Origin of the sequence: Halobacillus sp. B23F22_1 (genome assembly GCF_043497005.1) — a bacterium.
Lineage (GTDB): Bacteria > Bacillota > Bacilli > Bacillales > Halobacillaceae > Halobacillus_A.
Window position 1 is genome coordinate 1,461,432 of record NZ_JBIEKE010000001.1, and the last position, 12,771, is coordinate 1,474,202.

General features: G+C 38.8%; 14 protein-coding genes and 1 riboswitch. Of the genes, 10 read left to right on the forward strand and 4 right to left on the reverse strand.

Annotated elements, in window-relative coordinates; all coding sequences use genetic code 11:
- Positions 1-14 precede the first annotated feature (14 nt).
- The 7 genes from sufB (at position 15) to ACGTNH_RS07410 (ending at position 8,636) form a co-directional block, all read left to right on the forward strand.
- Complete coding sequence (sufB, locus tag ACGTNH_RS07380) at positions 15-1,412, forward strand: Fe-S cluster assembly protein SufB (protein WP_394586025.1); 1,398 nt, start codon at positions 15-17, stop codon at positions 1,410-1,412.
- Between the two features lie 128 nt (positions 1,413-1,540).
- A complete protein-coding gene (locus ACGTNH_RS07385; protein ID WP_394586026.1) occupies positions 1,541-2,356 on the forward strand; it encodes a sulfite exporter TauE/SafE family protein in 816 nt (271 codons plus the stop codon).
- Between the two features lie 11 nt (positions 2,357-2,367).
- Positions 2,368-3,756, forward strand: coding sequence for a bifunctional metallophosphatase/5'-nucleotidase (locus tag ACGTNH_RS07390; RefSeq protein ID WP_394586027.1), 1,389 nt, complete (start codon positions 2,368-2,370; stop codon positions 3,754-3,756).
- Positions 3,757-4,035: 279 nt separating this feature from the next.
- Positions 4,036-4,809: a sporulation protein YunB gene (gene yunB / locus ACGTNH_RS07395; RefSeq protein ID WP_394586028.1), complete on the forward strand. Its 774-nt coding sequence runs from the start codon at positions 4,036-4,038 to the stop codon at positions 4,807-4,809.
- A 54-nt stretch (positions 4,810-4,863) separates the two neighbouring features.
- A riboswitch (Lysine riboswitch) is annotated at positions 4,864-5,046 on the forward strand.
- A 181-nt stretch (positions 5,047-5,227) separates the two neighbouring features.
- Positions 5,228-6,787, forward strand: coding sequence for a Na+/H+ antiporter NhaC family protein (locus tag ACGTNH_RS07400; RefSeq protein WP_394586029.1), 1,560 nt, complete (start codon positions 5,228-5,230; stop codon positions 6,785-6,787).
- A gap of 216 nt (positions 6,788-7,003) precedes the next feature.
- The gene (locus tag ACGTNH_RS07405) at positions 7,004-8,530 is read left to right on the forward strand and encodes a sodium-dependent transporter (RefSeq protein ID WP_394586030.1); all 1,527 of its coding nucleotides are present in this window, start codon (positions 7,004-7,006) and stop codon (positions 8,528-8,530) included.
- 1 nt (position 8,531) lies between these two features.
- Positions 8,532-8,636: a methionine/alanine import family NSS transporter small subunit gene (locus tag ACGTNH_RS07410; RefSeq protein ID WP_394586031.1), complete on the forward strand. Its 105-nt coding sequence runs from the start codon at positions 8,532-8,534 to the stop codon at positions 8,634-8,636.
- Between the two features lie 31 nt (positions 8,637-8,667).
- Here ACGTNH_RS07410 and ACGTNH_RS07415 read toward each other — a convergent pair whose 3' ends face one another.
- Together ACGTNH_RS07415 and ACGTNH_RS07420 are read right to left on the reverse strand one after the other, a co-directional pair.
- A complete protein-coding gene (locus tag ACGTNH_RS07415) occupies positions 8,668-9,609 on the reverse strand; it encodes a M23 family metallopeptidase (protein ID WP_394586032.1) in 942 nt (313 codons plus the stop codon).
- A 29-nt stretch (positions 9,610-9,638) separates the two neighbouring features.
- Positions 9,639-10,220, reverse strand: coding sequence for a YhcN/YlaJ family sporulation lipoprotein (locus tag ACGTNH_RS07420; RefSeq protein ID WP_394586033.1), 582 nt, complete (start codon positions 10,218-10,220; stop codon positions 9,639-9,641).
- Between the two features lie 130 nt (positions 10,221-10,350).
- Between ACGTNH_RS07420 and ACGTNH_RS07425 the strand changes: the two genes are divergently transcribed.
- Positions 10,351-10,623 carry a YutD family protein gene (locus ACGTNH_RS07425; protein ID WP_394586034.1) on the forward strand — a complete coding sequence of 91 codons (273 nt, stop codon included), beginning with the start codon at positions 10,351-10,353 and terminating at the stop codon, positions 10,621-10,623.
- A gap of 37 nt (positions 10,624-10,660) precedes the next feature.
- Here ACGTNH_RS07425 and ACGTNH_RS07430 read toward each other — a convergent pair whose 3' ends face one another.
- Both ACGTNH_RS07430 and ACGTNH_RS07435 read right to left on the reverse strand, forming a co-directional pair.
- The gene (locus tag ACGTNH_RS07430) at positions 10,661-10,957 is read right to left on the reverse strand and encodes a cytosolic protein (RefSeq protein ID WP_394586035.1); all 297 of its coding nucleotides are present in this window, start codon (positions 10,955-10,957) and stop codon (positions 10,661-10,663) included.
- A gap of 84 nt (positions 10,958-11,041) precedes the next feature.
- The gene (locus ACGTNH_RS07435; RefSeq protein ID WP_394586036.1) at positions 11,042-11,311 is read right to left on the reverse strand and encodes an SAV0927 family protein; all 270 of its coding nucleotides are present in this window, start codon (positions 11,309-11,311) and stop codon (positions 11,042-11,044) included.
- Between the two features lie 109 nt (positions 11,312-11,420).
- On the opposite strand from ACGTNH_RS07435, the gene ACGTNH_RS07440 reads away from it, so the two are divergent.
- Positions 11,421-11,888, forward strand: a complete 468-nt coding sequence (locus ACGTNH_RS07440; protein ID WP_394586037.1) for a DUF86 domain-containing protein — start codon at positions 11,421-11,423, stop codon at positions 11,886-11,888.
- A complete protein-coding gene (gene nucF / locus ACGTNH_RS07445) occupies positions 11,875-12,648 on the forward strand; it encodes a 5' nucleotidase NucF (RefSeq protein WP_394586038.1) in 774 nt (257 codons plus the stop codon). The genes ACGTNH_RS07440 and nucF overlap by 14 nt, the downstream gene beginning before the upstream one ends.
- The last annotated feature ends 123 nt before the right edge of the window (positions 12,649-12,771 follow it).

Here is a 12,771-nt window from a genome sequence, read left to right on the forward strand (position 1 = left end):
GGAGGTATTTAACAATGGCTAAAAAAGCGCCAGAAGTTGGAGAGTACCAATACGGGTTTCATGAAAAAGATGTCTCTATTTTCCGTACTCAAAAAGGTTTAACGAAAGAAGTTGTTAAACAAATTTCTGATTATAAAGAAGAACCAAAGTGGATGCTTGATTTCCGCTTGAAAGCATTAGAACAATTCTATAAAATGCCTATGCCTCAATGGGGCGGCGATCTTTCAGAACTGAACTTTGACGATATTACGTATTACGTAAAACCTTCAGAGCGTTCTGAACGTTCTTGGGATGAAGTTCCTGAAGAGATTAAGAATACGTTTGATCGCCTGGGTATTCCAGAAGCTGAGCAGAAGTATCTTGCAGGTGTCTCTGCCCAATACGAATCTGAAGTTGTGTATCACAACATGGAGAAGGATCTAGAAGATCTAGGTGTCGTGTTTAAGGATACGGATACCGCCCTTAAAGAAGACGAAGAGATTTTCAAAGAATATTTTGCAAAAGTAATTCCAGCTTCGGATAATAAATTCTCAGCACTGAACTCTGCTGTATGGTCTGGCGGTTCATTCATCTATGTACCAAAAGATACAAAAGTGGAAACACCGCTGCAGGCTTATTTCAGAATTAATTCTGAAAACATGGGACAATTTGAGCGTACGCTTATCATTGTAGATGAAGGAGCATCTGTTCACTATGTGGAAGGTTGTACAGCACCAACGTATTCTTCAAGCTCACTACACAGTGCAGTTGTTGAAATCTTCGTGAAGAAGAATGCCTACTGCCGATATACAACAATTCAAAACTGGGCCAACAATGTTTATAACCTTGTTACAAAACGTGCGGTTGCTGATGAAAATGCAACAATGGAATGGGTAGATGGTAACTTAGGTTCCAAACTTACGATGAAATACCCAGCTGTTATTCTTAAGGGTGAAGGAGCACGAGGAATGACACTTTCCATCGCGCTTGCAGGTAAGGGACAGCACCAAGACGCTGGGGCTAAAATGCACCACTTAGCACCTAATACGTCTTCTACAATCGTTTCTAAATCCATTTCTAAACATGGTGGTAAAGTTACGTATCGTGGAATTGTTCAATTTGGTCGTAAAGCAGAAGGAGCACGCTCGAACATCGAATGTGATACCCTTATTATGGATAATAAGTCTACTTCAGATACTATTCCTTATAATGAAATTATGAATGAAAATATTTCATTAGAACACGAAGCCAAAGTTTCAAAAGTGTCTGAGGAACAGTTATTCTATCTTATGAGTAGAGGTCTTTCTGAGGAAGAAGCTACAGAAATGATCGTTATGGGCTTTATTGAGCCGTTTACAAAAGAGCTACCAATGGAATATGCTGTAGAAATGAACCGTCTGATTAAGTTCGAGATGGAAGGTTCTATTGGCTAATAGACACAAAGGTGAAACGTACAGGCGCATGCCGCCTGTACGTTTTTTATTTATAAAAAGGCAAGATGAATTTCGCATAGTAATCATGATACTATAATATTATCTTATATATAGTTAGAAGGCTGAATATGTTAATTGTATTTTCTTTGTTAATTGGTTTTATTACTGCATTTATAGGCAGCATAGCTGGACTAGGTGGCGGGGTAATTCTCGTTCCAGTTCTATTATTTTTAGGAGATCAGCTTGATTCCTTTCAATGGGTTTCACCTCAAACAATTGTGGGAATTTCACTCGTCGTAATGATTTTTACTGGTCTTTCTTCTGCTCTATCATACTTGAAGCATAAAAGAGTCGATTTAAAGCTAGGTTTAGTTTTAATGGCTGGAAGTATTCCTGGAGGTATATTCGGTTCATGGCTTAATCAGTTTTTCCAAACGGATGGATTTGCATTATTGTTTGGAATCGTCATGATTGCCGTATCATTAGTGTTTTTCCTGCCAAGAGATAGTACAAAAGCAACTCCTTTTAATAAAGGTCTTTCTCGAGAAAAAGAAATACATGGACAAACTTTCTTTTATCGAGTGCCTATTATTACAAGTGTCCTATTTGCATTTGGTGTTGGAGTTCTTTCTGGACTCCTAGGGATCGGAGGCGGCTCATTAATCGTTCCAGCTTTGATTTTACTATTTAAGATTCCACCGCATATTGCGACGGCTACATCTATGTTTATGATCTTTTTTGCAAGTATTACTAGCTCAGCTACTCACGTTTACTTAGGCCATGTAGAATGGGCCCATACCTTATTATTTATCCCGGGTGCTTATTTAGGAGGCTCAGTGGGAGCGATTGTTAATCGTCAACTCAATAGTCAAACTGTAGAATGGTTCTTAAGAATATTGCTTATATTAATTGGCATACGACTAATTTGGCAAGGCATCGGATAAGGAGAATGAAAATGAAGGAGAAGATTTTTCTTTATTATACGAGCGACCTACATAGTCATTTTGAAAATTGGCCTCAAATTGTAGGTTATTTTAACAAAAAAATAAAAAAACATAAACAAAAAGAGGAAACGTTCTGGCTTCTTGATAACGGAGACCATGCAGATCGTTTTCATCCTATAACTGAAGGTCTCATGGGGAAAGGGAATGTAGAGCTTCTCAATGAGGCAGGTTACAGTTTTGCGACTTTAGGTAACAATGAAGGAATTACACTTTCCTATTATGATCTTTATCACCTTTATGATGAGGCAAAGTTTCAAGTATTATGTGCAAATTTACGTTCAATGGAAGGTCGCCAGCCCAAATGGCTGTGTCCTTATACGATTAAAACTACGCCATTAGGGACAAAGGTGGCTGTAATAGGGTTAACAGCTCCGTTTGAAACTTTCTACCGGCTGTTAGGCTGGGAGATCCAGCCTCCGTTTGAAACGCTAAATCGCTATTATGATGAAATAAAAGAGCAAGCCGATATTTTTATACTTCTCTCTCACTTAGGGATTCATGATGATGAAGAGATGGCACGGAAGTTTCCTGAAATTGATGTTATAATCGGCGGTCATACACATCATTTGTTTCAAAATGGAGAACTGTATGGCGAGACCATTCTAACAGCAGTGGGTAAACATGGAACCCATCTTGGTGAAGTCTTCTTAGAGTGGGATCATGATTCAAATCGGTTATCTAAGAAAGAAGCTTATGCAGTATCAACAGAAAATTTAATGAAAGATGAGGATGTCACTGAAGACGTGGAGACTATGAGAACTAGAGCCTTGCAGTATTTACAAACAAGCGTGACTACGCTGGAAAAATCGCTGTCGGTAGCATGGTTTAAGCAGACGCTTCTTATGAGACGTCTGACAGAAGAATTACAGGCTTGGACGCAATCCGATGTCGGGATGCTTAATTCAGGTGTGTTACTTGATCATTTAAATCAAGGGAAGATTACGTATGAAGACATCCATCGCATTTGTCCACATCCCATGAATCCTTGTAAAGTAGAAGTAACTGGGGATGAATTGCTTGAAATCATTAGGGTAGGTCATACTAAAAAACTTACTGAGATCCGTTTAAAAGGACTTGGGTTTCGCGGGGAAGTAATAGGGAAGATGGTCTTTACAGGGGTTGAAATTCAAACCGTTATGAGTAAGGATGGAGAAGAAAGAGTTCGAAAAGTAACGATAAATGGAGCGCCAATAGACCGAAACCATGTTTATACATTAGGCACCGCAGATACGTTTACTTTCGGACGCCTATTTCCAGAAATTGCTTATGCCAAAAGTAAAAAATACTTTATGCCGGAGCTCTTAAGGGATGTCCTTGCGAAAGCAATACAAAAAATTTAACTTACTTTTTATATTGATACCAAGAGAAATACTAGCTGCCTAAGAGCAGCTTTTTTATTTTGTATACAAAAGTGAACGAATATAAACCTTCTCGAGGTAACACCTATACACAGCTAAAGGCAACCCTGGGATTGGGTATAATAGAAGATCCCACCTCGAGTCGTAACGTCTATTCTTGTTTCTGATTTTCAACGTATCTGCAGGCTGTCTCATAACTTTATTAAGTTAGTTTTAAACGCCTTTTATTGATCATATAGATAGGTCAGGAGGGGTTGTTTAATGGGGAAAATCAGGGCGAATCCACCCTCATTTGGTAAGCGGATATTATGGACGATCATCTTCTTTATTTTATTTACAGGGATATGTTTAGTGGTAATTGACCGGGGGATCACTCCTACGTTAGAGGAAATTGCAGAAACGAAAGCCCAGCAGCTGGCAAGAGATGCGATTAATGAAGCAGTGAGCAAGCAGATATCCGAGGAGTTGCAGTTCGATGATTTAATAAGAATGGAAAAAGACAATGACGGAAATATTGTGTACATGGGCTGGAATTCTGTTGTAGTCAATAGAACGTTACGAAATACTACATTAAGAGTCCAGAATTTTTTGAAACGAATGGAGTTGAATGAACTTCCCCTTGAAGACACTTCATTAGAAGCCGATATTTTCCCTAATGAAGAGACTAGCGAAGAACTAGGTGAAGAACCAGCTACTCTTATTGAAATCCCGGTTGGTTTAGCTACAAATAATTCAATTCTTTCTAATCTTGGTCCCAAAATACCAGTACAGTTACGAGTTATAGGTGATGTTCAGTCAGAGTTTAAGAACGAAATAACGGAATATGGTATAAATTCTGCCCACTTCCAGTTGTCGATTAATTTTACTGTTAGCTTACGTGTTGTTATCCCCTTCTCTACTGAAACTACAACAGTGGTTAATGATATTCCAATTGATTCAAGCACAATTATGGGAGAAGTTCCCCAGTTTTTTAATGAAACTGGTGATGCAGGAAAATCACCAACATTTTCTTATCCTATGGACCCCTTGCAATAACGATGGCCAACTGTTAGAATGTGAAAGAATTAAATATGCGTGACCTTATCAGATCGGTGAGGTAGAGGCGCAGGCTTCATCAGTATTCAGTGGGAGTAGGACAGCTAAGATCACGTGAAGAAAGGGGAGACCTGCCGAAGTTTCTTTGAGTCGTCAGCTCTTATAAACTGGTATATGTCTGAATAAGAGATATACTGTCATGCAAGCTTTTTAGGTGCATGGTGCGCTACTGATCGAAATGGAGGATAATCAAATTGCTATAAAAGCAATGATAGGTTATTTTCTATCATTGCTTTTTCGTATGCCGGAAAAAACCATCCCTTTTTTTGGCCTGCAGCTCTCCAGAGTCCCTCATTTGCCCCAGTAGACTTCCATACCGCCTAATCTCATCAAAAGATTTACGGAAGGGGAACCACACATGGAAGGAACAATTTACTCTTTAATTCCAGCCGTTTTAATGCTGATTCTTGTTATTGCCACGCGGAAGGTTATACTTTCACTTGGAATTGGAATTATTGTAGGCGCATTTATGCTCACCCAGTTTAATATTCTTGAAGGAATTCAACTGATCTGGACGAATTTATATTCCATATTCGTCAGTGATGGTGCTTTAAATACGGGGAATTTATATTTATTATCATTCTTAATTTTGCTGGGTATTACAACTGCATTCTTAACAGCTTCAGGAGGAAGTCAGGCTTTTGGGCGCTGGGCTGTACAAAGAATAAAATCCCGTAAAGGGGCAAAACTAGTTCCTGCGTTACTCGGTATTGTTATTTTTATTGATGATTATTTTAATGCGTTAGCTGTAGGCCAGGTTGCTAGGCCTGTGACAGACCGTCATCGTATTTCACGGGCAAATCTGGCCTACTATATCGACTCCACATCCGCGCCAATTACAGTCATCTCACCTATTTCCAGCTGGGGTGCATACATTATCGGAACCATCGGAAGCATTTTAGCAGCTAACGAGATAACACAATATCAGCCGCTGGAAGCCTTTGTTCGAATGATCCCAGCTAACTTCTATGTCTTTGCAGCGTTACTTCTTGTTTTCTTAACAATTTTCCTAAGGCTTGATGTTTTTTCGATGAAAAAGCATGAACAGAAAGCGATTAAAACAGGTGTCCTAAAAGATGAAGAGAAAGGTGATATTCCTGGAGACTTAAATGATGAATTTAAGGATCACAAGCAAGGGAAGATTTCTTTCTTGATCTGGCCGATCATTGCATTAATAGCTGGAACGGTTGGAACAATGATTGTTACGGGGATCCAAAACACAGAAGGGGCTGTAACAGCTCTGAGTATTTTTGAGAATACGGATGTAAACATTTCTTTATTTACCGGTGGAATCATTGCGGTATTACTGGCTGCCATTATGTATATAAATCAATCAGGAGAGAAATCTGGGATGGGTCATGTCCTTGTTGAAGGTGTAAAAGCCATGCTGCCTGCCATTTATATTCTAATTTTTGCCTGGATGATTGGGGATGTAATCGGCCAGCTGCAGACAGGGGAATATCTAGCAGGTTTAGTAAATGACTCTAATATTAGTACTGGATTTCTTCCATTGTTACTATTTATAGTTTCCGGCTTTATGGCACTGGCAACAGGTACTTCATGGGGCACATTTGGTATTATGCTCCCAATCGCTGGGGAGATTGCAGCGGTTTCCGACGCTGCAATGATTCTTCCAGCATTATCAGCGGTGCTGGCAGGTTCGGTTTTTGGAGATCATTGTTCTCCTATATCGGATACGACTATTTTATCGTCAACCGGGGCGGGCTCAGACCATATCGACCACGTAGTAACACAGCTTCCTTACGCGTTTATAGCAGCTACTGGAGCTATCCTGGGTTATGTACTGCTCGCTGTTACAGGCGGTATAGCCATCCCTCTAATAGTAACATTAAGCACAGTAGTAGTAATAGGTATATTGATTCACATAAAAAATCGATCTGATTATATTCCGGAGTAGAACAAAGGACAAAGAAGTGCATCAAATGTACTTCTTTGTCTTTTTTTAGTAATATTTGGATAATTATTAATTTTATAATATTACTTTGACATCGAACTAGTGTATCGGTATAATAAGCTTGAATAATCAGAAAAAAATAAAAATTTGGAAACATTCTCTTCTGTACATGCTCATAATATAAAAGGAAGAGAAATGGATCCAAGGGAGGTCTTACACATGGAAAATCGTGCACAATGGGGGACGAGAGCCGGGTTTATCCTGGCAGCAGTCGGATCAGCAATCGGTCTGGGTAATATTTGGCGTTTCCCTTCAGTAGCATACGAGAATGGTGGAGGGGCATTTTTTATACCGTATTTATTCGCTCTTTTAACCGCAGGTATCCCGCTACTGGTTATGGAATTTACTATTGGTCATAAGTATCGTGGATCAGCACCGCTATCATTTTTTCGTATGAATAAGAAAACAGAATGGCTTGGATGGTGGGCCGTATTAGTAGCATTTGTAATTTCAACCTATTACGCCGTCATTATTGCCTGGGCAATTTCTTATAGTATTTTTGCCTTCAACCTTTCTTGGGGAGAAGACACAGAAGGCTTCTTGTTTAGTGAATATTTGAATTTATCTGTTGATCCTGGTCAAACAGGAAGCTTAGTACCCGGCGTTTTAATTCCTTTAATCGTTGTGTGGATAATTACTTTAGGAGTACTATTTAAAGGTGTCAAGAAGGGGATTGAAGCTGCAAATAAGATTTTTATCCCGACGCTGGTTGTATTGTTCTTGATCATTGTAATCCGAGCAATCACCTTGCCTGGTGCTGCAGAAGGACTGCAAACCTTTTTTGCGCCAAACTTTGAAACCATTACTTCAGGTAGTGTATGGGTTGCAGCTTATGGACAGATCTTCTTTAGTCTTTCCATTGCATTTGCGATTATGATTACTTATTCCAGTTACCTGCCAAAGAAATCAGATATTACGAATAATGCTTTTATAACTGGTTTTAGTAACTCTAGTTTTGAGCTTCTAGCCGGTATTGGTGTATTTGGGGCATTAGGTTTTATGGCGTCCCAAATTAACGTCCCTGTGGAAGAAGTCGTTAGCGGCGGTGTTGGTCTCGCCTTTGTTGTCTTCCCGCAAATCATTAATGAATTTCCAGCTTTGAATGGATTGTTTGGTTTCTTATTCTTTGCTTCGTTAGTTTTGGCGGGATTGTCTTCATTAATCTCTATATCTGAGACTTATATCGCTGGTATAAGTGAGAAATTTGGTCTGTCAAGAAAAGCCGCTGTTGGGTTCGGAGGCGGAATCGCTGCACTTATTTCACTTACATTTGCCACACAAGGCGGTCTATATTTCTTGGACGCTGCTGATTACTTCATTAACCAGTTCGGTGTAGCCTTTATTGGGTTAGTTGAAGTTATCGTGATTGCTTGGTTTATACGTAACCTTAATGATTTCCAGACCCATGCAAACGGCATTTCTGATTTGCACCTGGGTGGATGGTGGAAGATTTGTCTTGGATTTATTACACCAATCGTACTTGGATATATGATGTTTGATCTTTTCAGAACGAATCTGCTTGGCCTGTTTGAAACTGACACCGGCAACTACGAAGGGTATGGAGATACATTTATCTTATTCGGAGGCTGGGCAGTCGCAGCATTTGCATTAGTAATTGGTTTTCTAATGACTCTGAAGCGTTGGGACTCCAAAGCTCTCGAAGAAACACATAAGGAGGTAGAATGATATGACAGCAAGTGCAATTTTTATGATGATCATCGGGATGGTCGTAATCTGGGGAGGACTTGCTGCAAGTATTATGAATGCAGTCAAGAAATCAAAACAATCATAAATACGAAATAAGCGTCGCTTACTTGCGACGCTTATTTATTTTTAACCATACGTTCCCATCTTTTTAAATAAGGATAGGGGTCAAAAGACCATTCATTTTTACCATTATCCTGGTACATACCATAATGCAGGTGTGGGGGGAACTTGCCTGAAGTTCCGGGAGGCCCATACCCAGTAGAACCAACTGATCCAATTACGTCACCAGGCTGGACCACATCGCCGACTTTCTTACTTTCTTCAAAACCGCTTAAATGGGCATAGTAGTGATAAATATTGTAAATATCCCTAATACCTACTCTCCACCCGCCAAACTCGTTCCAGCCCTTCATTTCAATGACACCATAAGTAGTAGAATGGACAGGTACACCGTAATCAGCAAAAATATCTGTGCCTTCATGAATTCTCCTTCCCCCGAAACCTCTAGCGTCTCCCCAAGTATTATGGTAAGTATAGTTAGAGGTAGTAGGCAGTGGAAAATCGCGGTCTGTTAATGATACCGTTTGAAACTTTTCAAAAACTTTTGCGGTATTCATAATGGTTTGCACCGTTAAATCTCTTTTATAATAGTTCCATAAGGCAATACGAATATCTTGCTCTGTCGTGCCGTAAGACTGAAGGTATTTTCCAAGACTCCATAAAATATCTTCATCATTTGTCATATCAACTTTTTTATTACCATCACCGTTTTCTCCCCACCCTTTTGGAAAAAAGGAAGGCTCAGTGTCAATTCCGTTCCAAAATAGAGGGTCTGGACGAAACGCTGTTACTCTGCCTTCTGGAATGTCATCGTGAATTTGCCTTTCATATTGATCGATCGCCGCATAGTAAGTCCAGGGGATTCCACTAACTGCAGAAGTCTTTTTATACAATGACATTCTTTCTATATCTTCTTCTTCAGATGCTGCTAAAGGGGAAAGGGAAGGTATAGAACACATGAATAATAAACTTAAAGCGAAACATAATACTGTCTTCATTTCTATGAACACCTCCCTGTGATTACTGTTTAGCTTTCTTTTACATTTTCGCTATTTGTTTCTCCTTGAGGAGACTTTTTCATACGATCAACAATACGATCAATAACCTCACTGTATTGTTCATCATAAACAGTTGAATTACTTAAACTTTGTATATCTCCATATGCTTCTGGATCATCCGATACATAAACATGATAGAAGCTCGGTACTAGAGAGTAGGCTGTCTTTTTAATCATGTCTGCCGCTTCGTTACGATCTTTATCTTCAGGTGCCGTATAGGCAACAAGAATCTCATCGTCGGCAACAAGAGTGGCTACATCATCAAAATCCTCATATCTAAGGATCATACGAGTGATCATATCTGCCATTTGTTCGCGATTCACTTTAATTTTATGGTTTTTCTCCGCTTCTTGATCTAGTTGGTCTTTTTGGAAGCGGACATAACCAACCTGTCCATCAGCTGATGGTTCGTTGTAGTTATCCATGGCATTACCTTCAATAGAGTGGTCCTTATCTTGTTCATTTTTCATTCCTTCCTCTTTATCCATATTACAGCCAGTAATAATTGTAAAAGGAATGATCATCATTAATATTATTTGATATAGCTTCATCATTCTCATCCTTTGTTCGTTCTTTTCTTTTAGCTTGGACGTAAATCTAATTATGATACAATTTTTTCGGTACTATTTCCTTGAACAATTGGAAATATGGTACACTAAAGACAAGTTAGAGGTGATAGTAATGATCGAATTGTTTGGCAAGAATTATGAACTGTTGGAAGATTATAGAGAAGGCTTTAATGCGGAAGATGTTGAAGCGCGTTTTAGCGATATTCTAAGCAAGTATGACTTTATCGTCGGGGACTGGGGCTATGGACAGCTTCGATTAAAAGGTTTTTATGATGACCAAAACTCAAAAGCTTCATTTGATACTAAAATAAGCACATTAGATGATTATCTTTACGAATATTGTAATTTTGGCTGCGCCTATTTTGTATTAAAGCGAGTAGACTAACAAACCGACGTGCAGACTATACGCACGTCGGTTTGTTTTAGTGATCTTCTTCAGAAGGCTTGATATCTCTGTGTTTCTCGTCATGAGTAGGATGAGCCCCTGGCATTCGTCTTTGTAAGTCCTGATGCAGAGCTTTATACTCATAGTTAAATGCACTGTAGTATCGTTGTTCATCTGTCCAAGGAGCACTTTTATCATTTGAAACAGGAGTGTTTTTATTGCGTGGAGCTCCATAAGGACCTTCAGGGAGTTGTTCTGGAACTAAATAGTTGCGTTGAGTCTCTACGTTCGCAAAATCGGAATAATTATTTTTATCTTTTTTACTCACAGCCATAAACCTTCTTTCTTTGAACAAATCAGTAAACTATTTTTGTGGTAAAGTTTACTTTAGTTTGACCATTGAAAAAGGGGTTATGCGTTAATACAAGAATTCATCAAGACAGTTCCTTAGTTGATCGGCTTGCATTTCGTTAATGTGAAAAACATGCTCAAGGTGGCCTTTTTTATGAAGAGTTTCATGATTTAACAAAAAGTTGTGATTTCCTAATAGGTCGATAACTAATGTATCACCTTTAAAATAGTCAGCTTTAAGAAAAGCAAATTCGAAACGCCTTCCACTAGTCGAAAAATTTATAAAACGTGTGGGTGCTTGTTCTTCTAAATCTTTTATTACTTTAATGTCACTCATTTACATAACTCCTTTATTTATTTTTCTTAGTAATAATTTCAGTTACAATTTATCATAGCAGAAAGATGATTTATTAGTAAAATTTGCTATTGCTTAGGAGGAACCTATTGTGTATTTTGTTAATCGCGAGCAAATAGAGAGCATATTACGATACATGGAACAGCTTCTAGAGGAGCAGGCGAACCACGAGTATCGCTCTTTTTCGGAGATGCTGTTATTAGAGAGACTGACCCATTTAACTGTAGAAGCTATAATAGATGTGGGGAATCAAATGATCGACGGATTTATTATGAGAGACCCAGGTAGCTATGAAGATATTATCGATATATTAGCCGATGAGAATGTGCTTCCGATTGATCAAATAAATGATTATAAAGAAGTTGTTCGTCTGCGCAAAATGGTGGTTCAGAATTACACGGATATTAACCATGCTGATATCATCTTAGTATGGAAAAACCAAATGGGAACCTTAACTCAATTTCCGAATCGTGTGCGGAAATATTTAGACCAAGAGCTTGGGCCTGTATCTGCTTTTGCAAATGATGGAGTGGATAAAAAAACAAATGAAGAATTATAAAGCTTACCTAATTGATCTAGATGGCACGATGTATAGAGGAAATGAACCTATCCCGGGAGCAGCAGATTTTGTGAAACGTTTAGACGAATGGTCTCTGCCATTTATGTTTATTACAAATAACTCATCGTCAAAGGCTGAAGATGTTGCAGCTAAATTAAGAAATATGGGTATAAAAGCAAATGATGAACAAATCTTTACTTCAAGTATGGCTACGGCGAGCTATATTCATACCATTAATCCTGATTCAAAAGTATATGTAATTGGGGAAAAAGGTCTTTACGATGCGTTAGCTAAGCATCATATTGAAGTCGTTGAAGAATCTGCTGATTATGTAGTTATAGGGATTGATCGCTCGATTAATTACGAGAAACTTGCCGAGGCTTGCCTACAAGTCAGAAATGGAGCCAGACTAATTAGCACAAATAAAGATACAGCTATTCCAACAGAGAGGGGTCTTCTTCCAGGGAACGGAGCCTTAACTTCAGTAGTTTCTGTGAGCACAGGTGTAGCTCCTCTATTTATAGGGAAGCCTGAAGCCATTATCATGCAGCAAGCAATTAAAAAATTACGCATCCCGAAAGAAGACATTTTGATGGTAGGGGATAACTATCAAACAGATATATTAGCGGGGATTCGCTCCAGCCTGGATACGCTAATGGTGGAAACCGGGGTAAGTTCAATGGAAAGTATTAAGCATTTGAGTGAGCAGCCAACTTATTGTGTTGGAAATTTAACAGAATGGAACCCCAAGGCACCTTAGTTAGTGTCTTGGGGTTAATTTTTAAATGATAATTTTGATAAAAACGGTCTGAGAAGAAGGGAGGGAAATGAGTCGCTATACGTAAGGAATAACGTAAATCCTCTTACCTTGTCGTTTCTACAC